Source organism: Bacteroides sp. An279, from assembly GCF_002159615.1.
Taxonomy (GTDB): Bacteria; Bacteroidota; Bacteroidia; order Bacteroidales; family Bacteroidaceae; genus Phocaeicola; species Phocaeicola intestinalis.
Genome location: NZ_NFJA01000048.1, coordinates 1 through 21,843, shown reverse-complemented (window position 1 = coordinate 21,843; position 21,843 = coordinate 1). Strand labels below are relative to the sequence as shown.

Annotated in this window: 13 protein-coding genes and 1 tRNA gene; all 14 read left to right on the top strand. The window is 42.9% G+C overall.

Annotation, left to right across the window (positions count from 1 at the left end):
• Positions 1–85: 85 nt before the first annotated feature.
• A complete protein-coding gene (locus B5F78_RS09770) occupies positions 86–1,690 on the top strand; it encodes a xylulokinase (RefSeq protein WP_022041240.1) in 1,605 nt (534 codons plus the stop codon).
• Between the two features lie 30 nt (positions 1,691–1,720).
• Positions 1,721–3,265 carry an alpha-N-arabinofuranosidase gene (locus B5F78_RS09765; RefSeq protein ID WP_022041241.1) on the top strand — a complete coding sequence of 515 codons (1,545 nt, stop codon included), beginning with the start codon at positions 1,721–1,723 and terminating at the stop codon, positions 3,263–3,265.
• Positions 3,266–3,271: 6 nt separating this feature from the next.
• Positions 3,272–5,248 carry an alpha-L-arabinofuranosidase C-terminal domain-containing protein gene (locus B5F78_RS09760; RefSeq protein ID WP_087406596.1) on the top strand — a complete coding sequence of 659 codons (1,977 nt, stop codon included), beginning with the start codon at positions 3,272–3,274 and terminating at the stop codon, positions 5,246–5,248.
• A 656-nt stretch (positions 5,249–5,904) separates the two neighbouring features.
• A tRNA-Gly gene (locus B5F78_RS09755) sits at positions 5,905–5,977 on the top strand.
• Between the two features lie 248 nt (positions 5,978–6,225).
• Positions 6,226–7,530, top strand: coding sequence for a DEAD/DEAH box helicase (locus B5F78_RS09750; protein WP_022039084.1), 1,305 nt, complete (start codon positions 6,226–6,228; stop codon positions 7,528–7,530).
• Between the two features lie 254 nt (positions 7,531–7,784).
• Positions 7,785–8,855, top strand: a complete 1,071-nt coding sequence (gene serC / locus B5F78_RS09745; protein ID WP_087406595.1) for a 3-phosphoserine/phosphohydroxythreonine transaminase — start codon at positions 7,785–7,787, stop codon at positions 8,853–8,855.
• A 178-nt stretch (positions 8,856–9,033) separates the two neighbouring features.
• A complete protein-coding gene (locus B5F78_RS09740; protein ID WP_013616292.1) occupies positions 9,034–9,954 on the top strand; it encodes an NAD(P)-dependent oxidoreductase in 921 nt (306 codons plus the stop codon).
• A gap of 146 nt (positions 9,955–10,100) precedes the next feature.
• On the top strand, positions 10,101–11,348 hold the full coding sequence (locus B5F78_RS09735; protein WP_087406594.1) for a DUF1015 domain-containing protein: 1,248 nt from the start codon (positions 10,101–10,103) through the stop codon (positions 11,346–11,348).
• Between the two features lie 559 nt (positions 11,349–11,907).
• Complete coding sequence (locus B5F78_RS09730; protein ID WP_087406593.1) at positions 11,908–12,837, top strand: DMT family transporter; 930 nt, start codon at positions 11,908–11,910, stop codon at positions 12,835–12,837.
• Between the two features lie 21 nt (positions 12,838–12,858).
• A complete protein-coding gene (locus B5F78_RS09725) occupies positions 12,859–13,452 on the top strand; it encodes an IMPACT family protein (protein ID WP_087213434.1) in 594 nt (197 codons plus the stop codon).
• 199 nt (positions 13,453–13,651) lie between these two features.
• Entirely contained in the window at positions 13,652–15,478 is a 1,827-nt protein-coding gene (locus B5F78_RS09720) for a tetratricopeptide repeat protein (protein WP_087406592.1), read from the top strand.
• A gap of 179 nt (positions 15,479–15,657) precedes the next feature.
• Entirely contained in the window at positions 15,658–17,967 is a 2,310-nt protein-coding gene (locus B5F78_RS09715; RefSeq protein WP_164470543.1) for an outer membrane beta-barrel protein, read from the top strand.
• 19 nt (positions 17,968–17,986) lie between these two features.
• On the top strand, positions 17,987–20,314 hold the full coding sequence (locus tag B5F78_RS09710; protein WP_239473439.1) for a TonB-dependent receptor: 2,328 nt from the start codon (positions 17,987–17,989) through the stop codon (positions 20,312–20,314).
• Between the two features lie 331 nt (positions 20,315–20,645).
• Complete coding sequence (locus B5F78_RS09705) at positions 20,646–21,662, top strand: porin (protein WP_022039921.1); 1,017 nt, start codon at positions 20,646–20,648, stop codon at positions 21,660–21,662.
• The last annotated feature ends 181 nt before the right edge of the window (positions 21,663–21,843 follow it).

The window sequence follows — 21,843 nt, the reverse complement described above, 5'->3', positions numbered from 1 at the left end:
GAGGTTTTATTCGTAAATAGATTCTCTGTGCCTTTGTGTCTCTGTGTTTTATTTTTATTATTTATTATAATCATATAATCATATCATGAATACAGACACAAAATCAATTATCGAATCAGGAAAGGCTATTTTGGGTATCGAATTGGGTTCGACTCGTATTAAAGCAGTATTGATCGACCCCGAAAACAAACCTATAGCTCAGGGAAGTCATGTTTGGGAAAACCAATTGGTAGATGGACTGTGGACTTATAGCATTGATGCCATTTGGAACGGACTTCGGGATTGTTATGCCGATCTATGTGCTGATGTAAAGAAACAGTACGATACGGATATAGAAACTTTGGCGGCTATTGGCGTTAGTGCCATGATGCACGGTTATATGGCTTTCAATGATAAAGAGGAGATTCTCGTTCCGTTCCGTACGTGGCGCAATACCAATACAGGCATAGCTGCAGCAGCTCTTTCGGAAGCATTTGTTTACAATATTCCGTTGCGCTGGAGCATCTCTCATTTGTATCAGGCTATTCTGAACGGTGAATCACATGTAAAAGATATTGCTTATCTGACAACTTTGGCTGGATATGTGCACTGGCAGTTGAGTGGGAAAAAGGTATTGGGCATCGGCGATGCTTCGGGTGTGCTTCCCATTGACCCTGCTACAAAGAATTATTCGGCAGAGATGGTGGAGAAATTCGATAAAATGGTTGCACCGAAAGGCTTTTCTTGGAAATTGACCGATATTTTGCCTAAGGTGTTGCAAGCCGGTGAGAATGCAGGTTTCCTGACACCTGAGGGTGCTAAAAAACTTGATGGGTCCGGCCGTTTGAAAGCAGGCATACCTTTGTGTCCTCCCGAAGGAGATGCAGGAACAGGTATGGTGGCTACCAATGCTGTGAAGCAGCGTACAGGTAATGTATCGGCAGGTACTTCTTCGTTTTCTATGATTGTACTGGAGAAAGACTTGTCGAAACCGTATGAAATGATTGATATGGTGACTACGCCTGACGGCAGCCTGGTTGCCATGGTACATTGTAATAATTGTACTTCCGACCTTAATGCCTGGGTTAATTTGTTTAAAGAATATCAAGAACTACTGGGGGTACCCGTAGATATGAATGAGGTTTTCGGAAAACTGTATAATCATGCTCTTGAAGGAGATGCTGATTGTGGTGGACTGATTTCTTACAATTACATTTCGGGTGAACCGGTAACCAGACTTGCTGAAGGAAGACCTTTGGTTGTACGTTCTGCCAATGATAAATTCAACCTTGCCAACTTTATGCGTGCCAACCTGTATGCATCTGTGGCTGTACTGAAAATAGGTAATGATATTTTGTTCAACGAAGAGAAAATCAAAGTAGACCGTATTACAGGTCACGGAGGATTGTTCAAGACAAAAGGGGTAGGACAGCGCATTTTGGCGGCAGCACTCAATTCGCCTATATCTGTTATGGAAACGGCCGGTGAAGGCGGTGCCTGGGGTATTGCTTTGTTAGGGTCTTATTTGGTGAACAATCCACAAAAATTGTCGCTTGCCGATTTCCTTGATGAACAAGTATTTGCTGGGAACACAGGTGTGGAAATTAAACCGGACCTGAAAGATGTAGCAGGATTCAATGCATACATTGAAACTTATAAAGCTGGTTTACCTATCGAAGAAGCAGCTGTAAAATATAAGGTTAGTGAATGAGCCGATTAATGATTAATTAAAGAAGAAAAAATGAAAAACAAACTGATTCTTAGTGGCTTGATGCTGGGCGTCAGCCTTGCTGTATCCGCACAACAACACGCGACTGTAACCGTTCACACAGAAAAGGCTGAACAAATCATTCCGAAAGAAATATACGGACAATTCGCCGAGCATTTGGGTACCTGTATTTATGGGGGCTTGTGGGTAGGTGAGGATTCTCCTATTCCTAATACAAACGGATACCGTAATGATGTACTTGAAGCGTTGAAAAAATTGAAAGTACCTGTATTGCGTTGGCCAGGCGGATGCTTTGCCGATGAATATCATTGGATGGATGGCATTGGACCCAAAGAAAACCGCCCGAAAATGGTGAACAATAACTGGGGAGGGACTGTAGAAGATAATAGTTTTGGTACTCACGAATTTCTTAACTTGTGCGAGCTTTTGGGTTGCGAGCCTTATATCAGCGGCAATGTGGGAAGCGGAACAGTAGAAGAAATGGCAAAGTGGGTGGAATATATGACATCTGAGCAGGGAAGCCCCATGGCAAAGTTGCGTTTGCAGAATGGACGTGAAAAACCTTGGAAAGTAAAATACTTTGGTGTAGGTAATGAAAGTTGGGGTTGTGGAGGCAGTATGCGTCCGGAATATTATGCCGATTTGTATCGTCGTTATTCTACATATTGTCGTAACTACAATGGAAATAAATTGTTTAAGATTGCCAGCGGTGCCAGCGATTACGATTATAATTGGACAGAAGTGTTGATGCAGAATGTCGGTCATCGTATGGATGGTGTATCTTTGCATTATTATACAGTACCTGGATGGACTGGAAGTAAAGGTTCTGCTACTAAGTTTACAACCGATGATTACTATTGGACGATGGGTAAATGCCGTGAAATTGAGGATGTGTTGAAGCGTCACATGGCTATTATGGATAAATATGATCCGAAGAAACAAATTGCTCTTATCGTCGATGAATGGGGTACTTGGTGGGATGAAGAACCCGGTACAATTCCCGGCCATCTGTATCAGCAGAACACGATGCGTGATGCGTTTGTAGCTTCACTTACATTGGATATCTTCCATAAATATACCGACCGTGTGAAGATGACCAACATAGCCCAGATCGCTAATGTGCTGCAATCGATGATTTTGACGAAAGAGGACAAAATGGTCCTGACGCCGACTTATCATGTATTCGAAATGTATAATGTACATCAAGATGCTACGTTCTTGCCATCAGACCTGCAATGTACCTATAAGAATGTGCGTGATAATCGTGTGGTACCTATGATTAGTACAAGTGCTTCGCGTGACAAGGAAGGACGTATTCACTTGTCGTTGTCTAATATCGACCTTGAAGAATCGGCTGAGGTAACCGTTAACCTGGAAGGTCTCGAGGGGAAACAGGTTACGGGACGTATCCTGGCTGCAGATAAGATTGATACGTATAATACGTTTGAAAATCCGGATGCCGTTACTGTGAAGGATTTCAAGGATGTTAAGTTGCAAAAGGGCGGTTTGTTGGTAAAATTGCCTGCTATGTCTATTGTTACACTCGAAATCAAATGATAATTTATGAATAAATCAACAATTTTCAGTTTGGCCTTGGCGACTTGTTGCTGTACGGGGCTGGCGGCACAGGAAGTCAACCACATGGTGGTAAAGGCAAACAAGCCAGGTGCCGAAATCCAACCCACCATGTATGGACATTTTTTTGAGGATATTAATTATGGTGCAGATGGAGGATTGTATGCCGAATTGGTCATGAACCGTTCATTTGAATTTCCCAATCGTCTGCAAGGCTGGAAAACATTCGGTAATGTTACGGTCTTGGAGGATGGACCTTTCGACCGTAATCCACATTACATTCGTCTTGCAGATCCGGGACATCCGCATAAGCGTACAGGGGTAGTCAATGAAGGCTTTTTCGGCATTGGATTGAAAGAAAATGCTCAATACCGCTTTACTGTGTGGGCCAGAGGAAACGGGCAGAAGATCCGGGTGGAACTCATTGATCCGTATTCGATGGGGGAAACTCAGGTGTTGACTTCGGGAGACGTAGCCTTGAACTCGGCTGATTGGAAAAAATATGAATTGGTGCTTACTGCTCCACAAACCATTGATGCGGCACAGCTGCGTATCTTCCTGGCTTCTGCAGGCAATGTTGACTTGGAGCATATTTCACTTTTCCCCGTCGATACATGGAAAGGGCGTGAAAATGGTTTGCGTAAAGATCTTGTACAGGCCTTGGTTGATACCAAACCAGGTGTATTCCGTTTCCCTGGTGGATGTATCGTAGAAGGTACACATATCAATGACCGTTATCAATGGAAAAACTCAGTAGGTCCTGTAGAGAACCGTCCGTTGAACTCGAACCGATGGGAATATACTTTCCCTCATCGTTATTATCCTGATTATCACCAGACATATGGTATGGGATTTTACGAACTTTTCTTGTTGGCTGAAGATATGGGCGCTGAGCCTCTTCCGATTGTTAATGTAGGTCTGGCATGCCAGTATCAAAACGATGATCCTAAAGCGCATGTCCCAGTGGACAGCCTGCAAAGCTATATTCAGGACGCACTTGACCTTATTGAGTTTGCCAATGGTGATGAAACAACAAAGTGGGGTAAACTTCGTGCCGAAATGGGACATCCCGCTTCTTTTAATATGAAATTTATTGGAGTAGGAAACGAACAGTGGGGACCGGAGTATCCCGAACGTCTGAAATATTTTGTCGATGCTATCCGCAAAGCTTATCCCGATATTCAGATTATCGGTTCATCTGGTCCGAATTCGGAGGGTAAGGACTTTGATTATTTGTGGCCTGAGATGAAAAAGTTGAAAGTGGATTTGGTCGACGAACATTTTTATCGCCCCGAAGATTGGTTCTTGAAGTCGGGCAATCGTTATGATAATTATGACCGTAAAGGACCGAAGGTGTTTGCAGGAGAATATGCTTGCCACGGAAAAGGAAAGAAATGGAATCATTTTTATGCATCATTGCTTGAAGCTGCTTTCCTGACAGGAGTGGAACGTAATGCTGATGTAGTGTATATGGCTACTTATGCTCCTTTATTGGCGCATGTGAAAGGCTGGCAATGGCGTCCGGACTTGATTTGGTTTGACAATTTGCGTAGTGTACGTTCATGCAGCTGGTATGTGCAATACCTTTATGGACACAATAAAGGTACACAGGTTGTGCCTTTGTTGATGGATGGCAAGGCTGTAAGCGGTCAGCCAGATCAAAATGGTTTGTTTGCCAGCGCTGTGTGGGATGAACCTACAAAAAGCTATATCGTTAAGATTGTCAACGTATCCGATAAGGCTCAATCTGTAACGGTAGAATTTGATGGCTTGAAAAAGAAAAAACTTGCTACGCAGGCCGATTGTATCCTGTTCCACTCGGATAATCCGGATGAAGAAAATTCGTTGGATAATCCCAATCTGATTACTCCGAAAGAAAGTAAAGTTACTGTTGATGGTAAGACTTTGCAGTCTGAAGTAGGTGCACAGACTTTTGTTATCTATCGTGTAAGTATGCAGGAATAATCTCCCTCTTGTAGGGAAACAGGTTGAAGGAAGAACTGGTTTGCCATTTTATTGGAATAATACCTTGAACTAGCTATATCTCCATTGCTGTTTTGGTGATATTGATAGGGCAAGGTATTATTTTGTTTGGATGGTTTATATGTGGTGAAATGTCGGATGATTAGAGCATTTTTTGTATATTGGAGGTAAGAGCCTGTCGTTTAAATTTTGCTCAGGTTAATTTTGCGAATTGTTTTCGAGGATGTTTTTCTGATTTTATAAGGAGGATAGCGGGCTATCTGACGAATAAAATCGGGGAAACAGACCGGAAACAAACGCAAAAGAACCTGATAGAATATTACTTTATTGGAAAATTTAAACGTACAAATGTACGACAGGCTCTAAATGTGAATGTCCGCTCCGTTTAATTAATATGCTTTCAAAAAGATGATATACTTCATAAGCCATTCCAGTTAATTGCGACAGCTTACGAAGATAATTGGAACGGCAAAGTAAGATATCTTCATCTGGAAAGTGCCTGTTATTGGGGGTAATTGCGTATATTGCATATTTTGATTAAAAAACCCTGCCTTTTGATCAAAAAATAAATATTTGATATGATTTCGTTTGGCTATTTCACAATAAAATTCTATTTTTGCACCCGAAATAAAGGTAATGCGGTAGTAGCTCAGTTGGTAGAGCATCAGCTTCCCAAGCTGAGGGTCACGGGTTCGAGTCCCGCTTACCGCTCTTAAAAGATCCTTGGTGGCTAAACAAATGGCCATCAAGGTATTTTTATGTAGTAATATTTCTGAAAGAATGCCTGGTTGAACGGGCACTGTCTCTGCCGATGCAGTATATATTTTTGAACATCTTTTACTCTGAATGTATACTTTTGATGCATTTATCTTAAAAACAGTGCCTGAATCTTTTGTGGATATTATTTGAATCGTAAAAATGTCGTAATATAATACTTGAGTAATATAATGATAAAAAATATGGATGAAATACTGGAACGGATGGGTATAAAGGTGTTGAATGAGATGCAGCGTGCATCCCTACAGGCTTTCGGTGAAGGAGGCGATTTGGTCTTGCTTTCGCCGACAGGCTCAGGTAAGACGCTGGCCTATTTGTTGCCGTTGGTTTCTTTTCTTAAATCCGGTGTGAAGGGAGTGCAGGCAGTAGTGCTGGTACCTTCGCGTGAATTGGCCTTGCAAATTGAGCAGGTGTTTAGGCAGATGGGTACTCCTTTCAAGGTGATGAGCTGTTATGGTGGCCGTCCGGCGATGGACGAACACCGGACGATGAACAGCTTGTTGCCTTCAGTTATCATCGGTACGCCGGGACGCATGAATGACCATTTACAGAAGGCGAACTTTGATGCCTCAACGGTACGGATGTTGGTTATCGATGAGTTCGACAAGTGTTTGGAGTTTGGCTTCCAGGAAGAGATGGCTTCTGTGCTCGGGCAGTTGCCATGCGTGGAGCGGCGCCTTTTGTTATCAGCTACGGATGCCGAGGAAATTCCCCGCTTTGCTGGAATGAACCGTATGCATAAGTTGGATTTCCTACATGCTGGTATAGGTTCGCGCCTGCATATATATAAGGTGGAGTCGCCTGTGAAAGATAAGCTGGAGACATTGTACAAGCTGCTCTGTTGCTTGGGTGATGAGTCAACGCTGGTGTTTTGCAACCATCGTGAGAGTGCGGAGCGAATAGGGACGTACCTGCGTGGAATGAAGGTGTATGCCGAGGTGTATCACGGAGGAATGGAACAGGAAGAGCGTGAGCGGGCGCTTTATAAGTTCCGTAACGGTAGTTGTCCGGTATTGGTGTCGACCGATCTGGCGGCACGTGGGCTTGACATTCCCGAAATCCGTAATGTGGTGCATTATCATCTGCCTGTTTCCGCTGACGGTTTTGTACACCGCAACGGACGCACAGCACGTTGGGAAGCTGAAGGCAATGCTTATGTCATCCTTTATAGTGAGGAGCAGTTGCCCGGATACTTGGACGGGGAGATGGAAATGTTTGAGTTCCCTCAACGATTGCCCGAACCTGCGCTGCCTCGCTTCGTGACCTTGTATATCGGGAAAGGGAAAAAGGACAAGGTCAACAAGGTGGATATTGTGGGTTTTTTGTCGAAGAAGGCTAACCTTGGGCGTGATGACATCGGCAAGGTGGACGTGAAGGAACGTCATGCCTACGCTGCCATTGCACGCAATAAATGCAAACAAACATTAAATCTTATACAAAATGAAAAGATAAAAGGGGTAAAAGCTTTGATAGAATTGGCAAAATAATAACTTTGTGTCAGAAATATCTCAGTGAACTTCTCAGTTACGTACAAAATGCTATGATTGCAGGACGGATGTAAATCATAGGGGGATTGAGATGTGTCAATATGTAATCAAAATCACGATTCAGTTCTTATTTTGTAAGAAAAAAGGTGGTCCCGGCATAAAAATATAAGGAAATCTTTTGGGAGTCTAAAAATTATCACTATATTCGCAACAAAAGAATTTAATGATATTGTCTAACCTAAACAAACTGCCAAATGAAAAAACATAATTTTAATGCGGGACCTTCTATTTTGCCTCGCGAAGTAATCGAGAAAACAGCTCAGGCAATTCTGGACTTTAACGGTTCAGGGCTTTCGTTGATGGAAATCAGTCACCGCGCTAAAGACTTCCAACCGGTGGTGGACGAAGCTGTGGCATTGTTTAAAGAACTTTTGAATATCCCTGACGGCTATTCGGTATTGTTCCTAGGGGGTGGTGCGAGCTTGGAGTTCTGCATGGTACCCTACAATTTATTGGAAAAGAAAGCCGCTTATCTCAATACAGGTACTTGGGCAAAGAAGGCGATGAAGGAGGCTAAGGCTTTCGGTGAGGTGATTGAGGTGGCTTCTTCGGCAGATGCCAACTACACTTTCATTCCGAAAGGGTATGATGTACCTGCTGACGTAGACTATTTTCACATCACGACTAACAATACCATCTATGGTACAGAGTTGCATGCCGATCCGGAAGTGAACGTGCCGTTGGTGGCAGATATGTCGTCTGATATCTTTTCACGTCCGATTGACGTATCGAAGTATATCTGTATTTATGGCGGCGCGCAAAAGAACCTAGCTCCTGCAGGCGTGACTTTTGTTATCGTGAAGAATGATGCGGTAGGGAAAGTTTCGCGTCACATTCCGACCATGCTGAATTACCAGACCCATATCGAGAAGGGCTCTATGTTCAATACACCTCCTGTAGTGCCTATTTATGCGGCTTTGCAGACCTTGCGTTGGCTGAAGGCGCAAGGCGGGGTAGAGGAAATGCAGCGCCGTGCCAAGTTGCGTTCGGACATGCTGTATGCCGAGATTGACCGCAACAAGTTGTTCCGTGGCACGGTGACGGCTCCCGAAGACCGTTCGTATATGAACATTTGTTTTGTGATGGCTGACGAATATAAAGAACTGGAAGCTGATTTCTTGAAGTTTGCCACCGAAAAAGGTATGGTAGGCATTAAGGGTCACCGTTCGGTCGGAGGATTCCGTGCTTCATGCTACAATGCACTGCCTGTGGAAAGCGTACAGGCATTGATTGACTGCATGCAGGAATTCGAGAAGATGCATTGATTTGCTCAGTTATGTTTCACGGGAGTTAAAGGTAGTTATGTTTCACAGGAGTTATCACTTCGTTCAAGGAGTTAAAGGTCAATACTCTTGCCTCTGAAAATTGTAAAAGGTATTGGCATCTAACTCCCTCTAACTTCTTTTAACTCCCTCTAATTTATTAATTTAACATTGGATTTCTATGAAAATATTGGTTGCAACAGAGAAACCGTTTGCTAAGGTAGCGGTAGACGGTATCCGTAAAGAAATAGAAGGAGCTGGTTACGAATTGGCCCTGTTGGAGAAATATACCGATAAGGCGCAATTGCTGGATGCGGTGAAAGACGCAAATGCTTTGATTATCCGGAGCGACGTGATAGACAATGAAGTGTTGGATGCTGCCAAGGAACTGAAGATTGTAGTACGTGCCGGAGCGGGATATGACAATGTAGACCTTGAAGCGGCTACGGCTCATGGCGTATGCGTAATGAACACGCCGGGGCAGAACTCGAATGCGGTGGCAGAGCTGGCTTTCGGAATGATGATAATGGCTGTCCGCAATTTTTATGACGGCAAATCCGGTACGGAGTTGAAAGGCAAGAAACTGGGTATTCATGCCTACGGAAATGTGGGACGCAATGTCGCCCGTATCGCTAAGGGTATCGGCATGGAGATTTATGCTTACGATGCTTATTGCCCCAAAGAAGTGATGGAGGGTGACGGAATCGTTCCGGTAGATTCCGCCGAAGCCTTGTACGAAACCTGTAACGTGGTTTCGCTTCACATCCCGGCTACTGCTGAAACGAAGAATTCCATCAATTATGATTTGGTGAACCGTATGCCGAAGAACGGGCTGCTGGTGAATACGGCACGTAAGGAAGTCATTAACGAGGCAGACTTGCTTCGCTTGATGAACGACCGTCCAGACTTGAAGTATGTGACGGATATCATGCCGGTCCATCATGCCGAATTTGCCGAGCAATTCCCCGGACGTTATTTCTCTACTCCGAAGAAGATGGGCGCACAGACCGCCGAAGCCAATATCAACGCGGGCATAGCAGCCGCAAAACAGATTGTCGGCTTTTTGAAAGACGGATGTGAGAAGTTCCGGGTGAATAAGTAACTATCAATTAACAATTAATAATTAATAGTTAATAATTGACTATGCGGCACTGTGATTGTTTTGTTCTTTCGGATTACAAATCCGGCGTAGCAAAATCCATACCGCGTATGATATAATTATTAATTATTAATTATCAACTGAATACTATGGTAAAGATAAGACCCTTTAAAGGCATACGTCCGCCGAAAGAGTTGGTGGAGGAAGTGGCTTCGCGCCCCTATGACGTGCTTAATTCGGAAGAGGCGCGGGCAGAAGCCGCGGGCAATGAGAAATCGCTGTATCACATTATCAAGCCTGAGATAGACTTTCCCGAAGGAACGGATGAGCATGACCCGCGCGTATATGAAAAAGCGGCAGAGAATTTCCGGATGTTCCAAGAGAAAGGCTGGCTGGTGCAGGATGAAAAGGCGTGCTATTACGTCTATGCCCAGACGATGGACGGGAAGACCCAATATGGATTGGTGGTAGGTGCGTACGTGCCCGACTACATGAACGGGAACATCAAGAAGCACGAACTGACCCGCCGCGATAAGGAAGAAGACCGCATGAAGCATGTACGGGTGAATAATGCGAATATCGAACCGGTTTTCTTCGCTTATCCGGAAAACGCGGAACTGGATGCGATTGTGAAGAAATATGTGGAACGGAAGCCTGAATACGATTTCATCGCGCCGGGAGACGGATTCGGCCACACATTTTGGGTAATAGACGCGGAGGAGGACATCGAAGCCATCACGCGTGCATTTGAAAAGATTCCTGCCATGTATATTGCCGACGGGCATCACCGGAGTGCGGCGGCTGCACTGGTGGGGGCGGAGAAAGCCCGGCAGAATCCGAACCACAAAGGGGATGAAGAATACAATTACTTCATGGCAGTATGTTTCCCCGCCAATCAGTTGACCATTATTGACTATAACCGGGTTGTGAAGGATTTGAACGGATTGACTCCACAAGCTTTCATCGAAGCTTTGAGAAAGCATTTTGAGGTGGAGGAGAAGGGGGCGGAAATCTATAAGCCGCAGGCTTTGCACAACTTTTCGCTTTATGTAGGGGGCAAATGGTATAGCCTGACCGCGAAGCCGGATACGTATGATGATAATGACCCGATAGGCGTGCTGGATGTGACGATTTCTTCCAGATTGATTCTGGATGAGATATTAGGCATTAAGGATTTGCGCTCGGACAAGCGCATTGATTTCGTAGGCGGCATCCGTGGATTGGGAGAGCTGAAGAAGCGGGTGGATAGCGGCGAGATGCAAATGGCGCTGGCGTTGTATCCGGTATCGATGAAGCAGTTGATGGACATTGCCGATACGGGCAACATTATGCCGCCCAAAACCACCTGGTTCGAGCCTAAGTTGCGTTCGGGGCTTGTTGTTCATAAGCTGGAATAGGAGTTAGAGGGAGTTATTTCAGAAACGCAGATTCACGCAGATTTTCGCGGATTATTTTAATTGAATATCCGCAAACATCCCATGTAGGGGCGTATCGCATACGCCCGAATTCGTCAACTAATCCACGTGGATGTCTTCAGGGCGTATGCGATACGCCCCTACAAGGCAATTGGGTGAAATGCGGATATTCAAATTATTTTAATTTACGATTTGACAATTTACTATCTACTATTTGAGCATTAAATCGTACTTCGTAAATTGAAAAATAGTAAATTAAAATAATCCGCGAAAATCTGTGTTTCTGATGTCGGTTTCAGAAGCAAGGCTATTGGCCTCTAACTCCTTTCTAACTCCCTCTAACTCCCTTTAACTCCTTTCTAACTCCCTCTAACTCCCTTTAACTCCTTTCTAACTCCCTCTAACTCCCTTTAACTCCTTTCTAACTCCTATCCCATAAATGAAGAATTGTAAAAACGCAAAAATTCTTTGTTCTTCATTCTTCATTCTTCATTTAAAAACTCCTATCTTTGCACCCGGTTTTGAAAAACGGATTGGATTTATGGAGCGTGTTACATTCAAAGGGTTTGCGTATGGAGCTATAGCAGCTGCCAGTTATGGGTTGAATCCCTTGTTCGCCTTGCCTCTTTATGCCGATGGCATGGGGGCGGATTCTGTGTTGTTTTACCGGTATGCCTTTGGGCTGGTCATGCTTGGCGTGATGATGTTGGTGCAGAAGCAGTCGTTTGCATTGCGCCGGTGCGAAGTGTTGCCGTTGGTAATCATGGGACTGCTCTTTTCCTTCTCGTCGCTTACTTTGTTCTTGTCTTATAATTATATGGATGCGGGGATTGCCTCCACCATCCTGTTTGTCTATCCGGTGCTGGTGGCCATTATGATGGCGGTATTCTTTAAAGAAAAAGTTTCCCCGATAACAATGATTTCTATCGCATTGGCGTTTACGGGCATCTCGTTGCTTTATCAAGGCGAAGGCGGGCAGACTTTAAGCCTGACGGGCGTGACGCTGGTCTTTATATCCTCGCTCACGTATGCTCTGTATATAATAGGTGTAAACCGTTCGGTATTGAAGGATATGCCTATCGCCAAGCTGACATTCTATGTCTTGTTGTTTGGCTTGAGCGTCTATGTGATACGCTTGAAATTCTGCACCCAACTGGATGTAGTCAGCCAGCCGGTATTATGGATAAATCCGGTATGCCTTGCCTTGTTCCCGACCGTTATTTCATTGGTGGCAATGACAAAGTCCATTCATTATATCGGTTCGACTCCAGCCGCCATATTAGGTGCATTAGAACCGCTGACCGCTATCTGTTGCGGGGTGTTGGTGTTCGGCGAACGGCTTACTCCCCGCATTATATTGGGAATTGTGCTGATACTGATAGCCGTGACACTTATCATTCTGGGCAAGTCGTTGATTCGCCAGCTTCAGGTACGGGTGATTCACCGTAATCATCATTTCCCGCAACGTTAACCGAAAAAGGCAGGAGGACACGTGGACGATACCTATAGAACCATAACCGGACCTTCGGAAGCTGTTTATACGGAGAAGCGGAGCAAGTTTATCGCCGTTGCCCTTCCTGTGCGTACCCTTGAAGCGGTGAAAGAACAGCTGGATATTTACCAGAAGAAATATTACGATGCCCGCCATGTGTGTTATGCTTACATGTTAGGGGCGGAGCGGAAGAATTTCCGTGCCAATGATAACGGAGAGCCTTCGGGCACAGCCGGAAAACCGATATTGGGGCAAATCAATTCGAAAGAGCTGACCGATGTGCTGGTGATTGTGGTGCGCTATTTTGGGGGTATCAAGTTAGGTACAAGCGGGCTGATAGTAGCATACCGTACGGCTGCTTCACTGGCTTTGGAGGAAGCCGAAGTGGTAGAAAAGACGGTTGACGAAGAAGTGGGCATCGCTTTTGAATATCCTTTTATGAACGATGTGATGCGGGTTGTGAAAGAAAATCTGCCTGAGATTGTGAGCCAATCCTATGATATGGATTGTTTCATGCGTCTGCGCATCCGTAAGTCGGAAATGCCGCGTTTGCGTGCGCGGTTGGAAAAGGTGGAAACGTTGCGCTTTGTGTAAGGTTTAAATTTTGCTCAGGTTTATTTGCGAATTGTTTCCGGGAATGTAATGATGCCGCCTTGTGGTATTCGTACGACGGCGTTCGCACAGGCAAACGGGGACGGTTGCTTATCAAAGGCGGGAAAACACTCGATAAATAACCTTAGGAACATAGCTGAAAGCAATATTTTTATACTTTTGCATCGAAAATAATGATTATATGAGACAAATAATATACGCAATTATAATATTATATTCTATTTTGATAATTTCAGGATGCAACGGAAATAAAACAACAAACAAACTGATGCCGGAACTTGAACAAGCGGAAAAGGTAATGTTCGACCATCCGGACAGTGCATTGCATCTATTGGAAAGTATGGAGATTCCTTCGTTACAAACTGATAAGGAGAACCATGCGCTGTGGTGTCTGCTGACCTCACAGGCAAAGGTAAAACAGCTGATGAAAATCTCTTCCGATTCGCTTGTACGGATAGCATACGATTATTACAAGCCTACAAATAATGCCCGTAGAAAGGCAATGTCGGCCCTCTATATGGGAAACATCAATTACAATTTGGGTCATATAGAAGAAGCAATGAAGTATTATTTGGAAGGTAAATCAGAAGTAGAAAAAACGGAAGACTATAAAACAGGATACCTTATAATGTCTTCTTTAGGAAAGTTATATTTATATCGTAACTTAACAGACTATGCACTGGAATCCTGCACAAAGGCATACGATTATGCTGTCAGAGATTCAAACTTACGGTATCAAATGGGTGCATTACAATATTTAGCCAGATGCTATTGTATCTCAAATAAACTTCCCAAAGCGATGGAGTCCTATCAAAGATGTAGTGCAATAGCAGCAGAACTTGGACTTAAAAATACGGATTATTATTATGACATTCAACGTGAAATAGCTTTAGTGTATACGAATAGTCATAAAATAGAAAAATCTTTAAGTATTTTGCAGTCATTTCCAATAGAATATCGTCCATTCTCATTAATAGGCAAGAACTATTTTCGTTTAGGCAAATTAGATTCAGCTTTTTATTATCTAAATAAAGCATTGAATACTGATAATATTTATACAAAGGCATCTATTTATGAATATTTATATAGATTAAGTGAGAAGCCTAAATACAACCAATACCTGAAAACTTATTGTGACTCATTATTGTTTTATAATGACTCTATTATTACTATAGATAAAGGAAAACAAATCATAGCCTATAAAGAAAAGTATAATAATGAAAAATTAATTACAGAAAAACAAAAGTTGGAGTTGGAAAAAGCTAATATCACCTATTGGTGGATGTTTACTGTAGTGATAGTTCTGCTATTGGGTATTTTACTTATTTATATTTATTTGCGTAAGCGAATTACAATACAAAAGAAAGAAGAGGAGTTAACAAGTTTGGCTTTACAACTACATCAAAAAGAACTAGAAGTTGAAAAGAACGAATCATATATTGTAGAACTTCAGTCACAGTTTGCAGAAAACAATAAGAAAAAGGAGCTTTATATTGAGCAGATAGAGGCACTCAAGAATTTGAAAAAAGAAAATGAACGTTTGTCTTTAGAGAAAAATATGCTACATGAAAAGATTGCTTCCTATTCTATATCTTCTCATGAATTGTCGAATGTAAAGACTTTATCTGATAGACTTCTATTATTAGAAAAAAGGGAAAAAGAATTATGTTCTTTATTGTTGACGCAAATACCATTCTTACGAAATCTTCATTTGAAGCCTGTCTACTTGAATGATACGGAACTAAGTGACATATGTCAAGTAACAGATAATATATTTCATAATTTCACACAACGATTATCAAAAGAAATCTCATCCCTCAGTGAGCACGAAATAATTTTATGCTGTTTGATTAAACTTCGTTTTTCCATCACAGAAATATCTGTTTTTTTGAATATAGCTCCAACATCAGTTTCACGAAGTAAACTTCGCATAAAAACAAAGATTTATTCAGAGTTGGGTGAATTTTCAAAAGAAAAAAGCCTTGATATCTGGCTTTGGGAATATTGAGGATTGCATTTGTCTATACAGGAAGATTGATACGCTTTGTAGAACATTGATTTATATTGTTTTATAAATTTCATCTTCATCGTGCTTGTCTATTCCGTATCTATATCATTTTTATCGTTATAATTAGATTCGTATCTATTTTTGCGACAGAAAAATTAACGCAAAATAGATACATGATTATGAGATTCTTTTTCTTAGCATTGTTTGTTGCTACATCATTGACAGCCAACTCACAAACGATATCAGGAAAGTTGGTTGAAGAAAATGGTAAACCGTTGCCCTACGCCAATGTGGTACTGCTCTCACTACCGGATTTGGCGTTTGTAAGCGGAACCATCAGCGAGGAAGACGGGGCTTTCACACTGGAAGCCACATCGGAGAACCAGATAGTGAAAATATCTTCCATAGGGTATAAAACGGTGTACAGACTAGTATCTCCTGCCAATATCGGTATCGTGCAACTCGAATCGGATGCACAATTGTTGAATGAAGTTGTTGTTAAAGGTAATTTACCTGTGACACGCATGAAGGGTGATGCTATGGTGACAAATGTGGAGAACAGTGTGTTGAGCAAGGCTGGTTCTGCCAATGATGTATTGACCAAAATACCGGGTATTACCAAAAAGCAGGATGCATTTGAGGTTTTCGGGAAAGGAACACCTCTTATATATATAAACGGCAGAAAACTGCATGACTTATCTGAGCTTGAGCAACTTAACTCTGATGAAATCAAGAATGTACAGGTTATCCGTAATCCCGGTTCAAGATATGACGCAACCGTAAAAGCTGTTGTCCGTATTCAAACGGTTAAACGTCAAGGGGATGGTTTCGGATTCAATTTGCGCTCCAGCTATTATCAGTCGAAGAATACGGATTTGATAGAACAGGCAAACTTCAATTACCGGCATGATAATTTGGATATTTTCGGTTCTATATATTATAATCAGATGGAAAGCTGGCAGGATTTCAGTATGAAACTGGAAGAAAGAGGAACAAAAGTTTGGAATCATGATATGAAGAGCAATGGCGAGTTTTATTCAAAGATGCTAAACGGCAATGTCGGATTCAATTATCAGCTGAATGACAATCATGCTTTCGGTATGAAATATAAGGCAGGAAAGACCCTGAATGAAGAAAATCCGCTTTCTAAAGAAACCGATATAAATGTTGACAATGTATTCTACGACAACATAAAGGTAAACAGTTGTGATTACTATCATTACGATCCCGACCATGAACTGAATGCATACTATAACGGACAATTCGGAGATATGAATCTCGATTTCAATGCCGATTATCTTCAGAATGGCAAGCGTAGCAACTCCGTATTTCAGGAAACCAGCCAGACTTCGGAAAGCCGTGATGTTCATTCTGCCAATCGTGTAAAGAACCGGCTTGTGGCAGGAAAGCTGACTTTGTCACTCCCATTGGGTGGAGGTGCTTTTGCCGTGGGCAGTGAAGTAACCTATACCCATAGAAATGACGACTATTTGAACGAAGAAAACTACGTGCCGTCTTCATTCAGTAAGATTGAGGAACTCAATGCTGCCGGATATGCGGAGTATAACCACAGTTTTCCGTGGGGTGACTGGTCGCTTGGATTGAGGTATGAGCATGTCAAGTTTGACTATTATGAAGATGGCAAGCATGTGGACGAACAAAGCCGTACATTTGATAACTTCTTTCCGAATATTTCATTCTCAACTCAATTGGGAAAAGTGCAGACACAGTTGAGCTACACGGCAAAAACCCAACGACCGACTTACAGCGAGTTGAGTAACAATATATTTTATTCAGACCGATTTACCCTTCAAAAAGGCAATCCCACACTTCGTCCTACCATTATACACGACCTGACACTTTCCGGTGTCTGGAGATTCCTACAGATATCATTGTCCTACTCTCAGACAAAGGACTGGATTCTTAATTGGGGAGAACTGGTAAATGAAGATGCCTCACTGACCATGCTGAGTCAACGCAACTGGGATAAGTCTGTTCCTATGTTTGCCGCATTTCTGTCCGCCTCCCCTAAAATCGGGTGCTGGTCTCCTATGCTGGGTATTGGTATGCAAAAGCAGTGGCTTACCATAGATTTTTTTAAGGAATCGAAAACTTTGGATAATCCCCTATTTACCGCTTCATTCAATAATACTTGGGAGTTGCCTTTAGATTTCATGGTGAGCCTTGATTCATACATACAGAGCCCGGGTGCGACACAGAATATTTATTTTGAGAAACCGAACGGGTATGTGAACGTGTCGCTCAGAAAGAGTTTTCTGAATGATGCTTTGAGCGTTGAATTGAGAGGCAATGACATTTTCAATACGAATAAGATAAGCTATAGCATGTATAGCGGCGACTATTATCTGTATCAAAAAAGCGTATGGGACAGACAGGAGTTTGTGGTGACAATCCGTTACAAACTTAATGCAGCCAAGAGCAAATACAAGGGAACGGGAGCCGGAGACAGCCAAAAGAGCCGTATGTAAATTGATTAAGACTGTAAAAATGAAAACTATCAGAATGTTATTAATATTGGTTTGTACACTTATTTCAGTTGGGGTATCGGCACAAACCATAAGTGGAAAATTGATTGACGAGGACAGCCAGCCGTTGCCCTACGCCAATGTGGTGTTGCTGTCATTGCCGGATTCGGTATTTGTTTCAGGAGCCACATCGGATGATAAAGGAAATTTTATCCTGAAAGATTTATCTTCCCGAAGCTACCTGTTGCAGGTTTCATACATAGGCTACCAGCCGCAGTCCATGCTATTAGAAAATCTGGACAGGAAAATAAACTTAGGAGATATCCGGTTGGTGCAGGATGCCGTGGCTTTAAAAGGCGTAACGGTAACAGGCAGTAATGTGGTGGAAAAAATAGACAGACAGATTGTCATCCCTTCATCTAGGCAGATTAAAGCGGCTACGTCCGGTTATGAGTTGCTGAGCCACATGCAGCTTCCGGGGCTGAAGGTGAACAGTATGGAAAGGAGCATTTCAACCTTAAGCGGAGGACGTGTGCAGTTAAGAATCAACGATATTGAAGCATCCACCGCACAGGTTCAGGCTCTGAGGCCGGACGAGGTACTGAGGGTGGAATACATTGACAATCCGGATATGCAGTATGCCAATACGGATGTGGACGCCGTTATCAACTATATAGTAAGGCGCAGGGAGTCGGGCGTTGCGGGAGGATTCAATCTGACCAATGCCGTTACGACCGGTTTTGGCAATGACAATGTGTATATCAAGGTCAATCATAAGCTGTCGGAGTTCGGTTTCAACTACTATGTGAGCTATCGTGACTATAATGACCGTTTTGTGGATGAGAACCAGTCTTTCAGCCTTCCGGACGGAAACCGTAAGCGTTATCTGAAAGGCATAACTACTCCTTTCAATTACGCCGACCATTACTTGGAGTTGAATTATAATCTGACCAAACCGGAAAGGTATGTATTCAATGCCTCTTTCACGGACAATATTTTCCGTTCTCCCCATAACGATTACGGTCAGATTATTCGGGAGGAAGGCAAAAACGACATCTATAGTTTTACAAAGAAAATCAATAGTTCCAATTCTCCTTCATTGGACCTGTATGGAAAGGTGTCGCTACCCAAGAAACAGGAACTCATGCTGGATGTGGTAGGAACCTATATCAGTTCCGACTTTGAACGGAACTACAATGAAGCACTCAGCGAAGGAGGCGCTCCATATTCTGAATACATCTACAGTACGGATGGAAAAAGATACTCATTAATTGGTGAAGGTATTTACAGGAAAAACTTCAAGAACGTGGCTTTAAGCGGCGGGTTGAAATACACGCTGGCATACACCAATAATAAGTACAAGGGTGACGTAAAGCAGACGGATGGGATGCACAGTTCGGACTTGTACGGTTATGTGCAGGTAAATGGGAAATGGAAGAAACTAAGCTACCTGTTGGGCGTAGGTCTTTCAAGGCAAAGCTATGATGAATCCGGAAAAGGGTATTCGTTCTATATGTTCCGCCCTTCGGTTTCATTATCCTACAAACTGTTTGAAGGAGCGACTCTTAAATACGTGTTTTCCAGCACGCCGAATGTGCCGTCGCTGTCATCACTCAGTGACATCCGCCAGCAGCTTACGGATATAGAGGTCAACCGTGGTAATCCCAATCTGAATCCATACCGCTCATACAGCAATACGCTTCAGCTTTCATGGGGAAACAAATGGGTGGACTTGCAGCTGAAAGGAGGCTATTATTTCAGCAAGAATCCAATCATGGAAGAGGTAAGCAGGGTGTCACAGCAAGACGGCAGCTATCTGTTCGAGTATGGTGTGGATAACCAAGACCGTTTTTCAAGGTTGAACGGGCAGCTCTATGCCAATGTGGACATTGTTCCTGATATGCTTTCACTCAGTCTCTATGGTGGTGTGAACAGATACGAGTCGAAAGGAAATGCCTATCTGCATACCTTCAACGCATGGTATGGTGGCGGCAATTTGTCATTCACTTATAAAAAGTTCTCGGCTTATGCGGTTGTCTCCAGCCGTTATAACACCTTGTTCGGTGAAACGGTCAGTTACGGTGAGAAAAACTGTATGCTTCAATGTTCATACAAAATCAAGCACTTCAATGTGGGTGCCGGTATGCTTTATCCCTTTAAGCCCAAAGGATGGAGCGGTGGCACGAAATTGCTGAGCAATGAGGTGCGGAAAGAAACTTGGTCCTTCATAAAGGATAACGGAAACATGTTCCTGCTCACTCTGTCATGGGATTTCAGTGTGGGAAAGAAACACCATGCAGGAACCAAGACCACGAACAATGTAGACCGGGAAACTGGTATTGTTATGTAACACAATCTTTAAACATATATTTAAACGACAGGCTCTAAGAGCCTGTTTAAATTTTGCTCAGGTTAATTTTGCGAATTGTTTTCGAGGATGTTTTTCTGACTTTATGAGGAAGATAGCGGGCTATCTGACGAATAAAATCGGGAAAACAGACCGGAAACAAACGCAAAAGAACCTGATAGAATATTACTTTATTGGAAAATTTAAACAGGCTCTAAGTCCGAGCACATTTTAAAACAGGCTCTTAATAAAATGTAACATGTTTGTAACATGTTTGACATAAATAGTTTACCTTTGTCCTTTACCTTTGCACAAGTTAAAAATGAAGAGACAAATGAAAAAATATCTCTCTGCGCTGTTGTTGGCGCTCTCTGTAGCATCTGTCGGTGCTCAAGATTTTAGTTGGAAAGATGCGGTTCCCGAGATTCACGGTACAGTGCGTGGAAAGTACGAATATCAGACTACGACCAATGAGCAACGTTTCCAAGTGCGTAACGCACGTGTCAGCGCGACTGGCAGACTGCTCCCTATCGTGAGTTATAAGGCTGAAATCGACCTTTGCGACGAAGGGGTTATCAAGATGTTGGATGCCTATGCAAGGGTTACTCCATTTAAAGGGTTTGATGTCACCATCGGGCAAATGCGTGTGCCTTTTACCATTGATGCGCACCGTTCTCCTCACTTGCAGTATTTTGCTAACCGCTCGTTCATTGCCAAGCAGATGGGTAGTCTGCGCGATGCGGGTGCCACGTTGAAATATAGTATGAAAGAAGGTTTTCCCTTTTCGTTGGAAGCTGGTTTGTTCAGTGGTTCAGGATTGACCGAACAGAAAGGGTGGCACAAAGCTTTGTCTTATTCAGCAAAACTGGAGATGCAGCCTTTCAAAGGGTATAATCTGACGTTAAGTACGCAGCGCATTCGCCCGTTCGACCGCAACATCTACATGTACGACCTTGGCACTTATTATGACTGGAATAACTGGCATTTCGAGGTAGAAGCAATGTATAAGGATTATGCTCACTCTTCGTTCGAGAGTGTGTGGGCAGTGGATGCTTTCATCAATTACGATTATTTCATCAAGAAAGAAAAAAGCTTGATAAAGAAAGTGTCTTTTCTGGCACGTTTCGACTATATGGGTAACAACAGCGATGAATTGGATGAGGATGGGATAGATTACATCATCACCGACCACGAGCGCAAGCGTGTTACTGGCGGTTTGACGTTTAGTTTTGGTAAGCCTTTCCAAGCCGATCTCCGCTTGAACTATGAGAAATATTTTTACGATGACAACTCGTTGGCATTGGAGTCGGAACAAGATAAATTGGTAGTAGAAATGATGGTTCGCTTCTGATAATTTGCTTTTATAAACATTTGTTTGAAGCCGTCCTGGTTGTAGTGGTTACACCTGGGGCGGCGTTTTTTTATTAGAAGCTGTTTTGAATTTATCGTGCGATGATTTGGGATGAGTTTTTGAGGCATTTTCGCTTCTGTGATGAGGAAGATAGCGGGCTATCTGACGAAGAACAGGAGCG

Excerpts from the sequence above, each read along its gene's own strand:
- B5F78_RS09740 (WP_013616292.1), top strand. The coding sequence starts at position 9,034 with ATGAAAATATTGGTTGCAACAGAGAAACCGTTTGCTAAGGTAGCGGTA.
- B5F78_RS09705 (WP_022039921.1), top strand. The coding sequence starts at position 20,646 with ATGAAAAAATATCTCTCTGCGCTGTTGTTGGCGCTCTCTGTAGCATCT.
- B5F78_RS09730 (WP_087406593.1), top strand. The coding sequence starts at position 11,908 with ATGGAGCGTGTTACATTCAAAGGGTTTGCGTATGGAGCTATAGCAGCT.
- B5F78_RS09710 (WP_239473439.1), top strand. The coding sequence starts at position 17,987 with ATGAAAACTATCAGAATGTTATTAATATTGGTTTGTACACTTATTTCA.
- B5F78_RS09765 (WP_022041241.1), top strand. The coding sequence starts at position 1,721 with ATGAAAAACAAACTGATTCTTAGTGGCTTGATGCTGGGCGTCAGCCTT.
- B5F78_RS09735 (WP_087406594.1), top strand. The coding sequence starts at position 10,101 with ATGGTAAAGATAAGACCCTTTAAAGGCATACGTCCGCCGAAAGAGTTG.
- B5F78_RS09750 (WP_022039084.1), top strand. The coding sequence starts at position 6,226 with ATGGATGAAATACTGGAACGGATGGGTATAAAGGTGTTGAATGAGATG.
- serC (WP_087406595.1), top strand. The coding sequence starts at position 7,785 with ATGAAAAAACATAATTTTAATGCGGGACCTTCTATTTTGCCTCGCGAA.
- B5F78_RS09760 (WP_087406596.1), top strand. The coding sequence starts at position 3,272 with ATGAATAAATCAACAATTTTCAGTTTGGCCTTGGCGACTTGTTGCTGT.
- B5F78_RS09715 (WP_164470543.1), top strand. The coding sequence starts at position 15,658 with ATGAGATTCTTTTTCTTAGCATTGTTTGTTGCTACATCATTGACAGCC.
- B5F78_RS09720 (WP_087406592.1), top strand. The coding sequence starts at position 13,652 with ATGAGACAAATAATATACGCAATTATAATATTATATTCTATTTTGATA.
- B5F78_RS09770 (WP_022041240.1), top strand. The coding sequence starts at position 86 with ATGAATACAGACACAAAATCAATTATCGAATCAGGAAAGGCTATTTTG.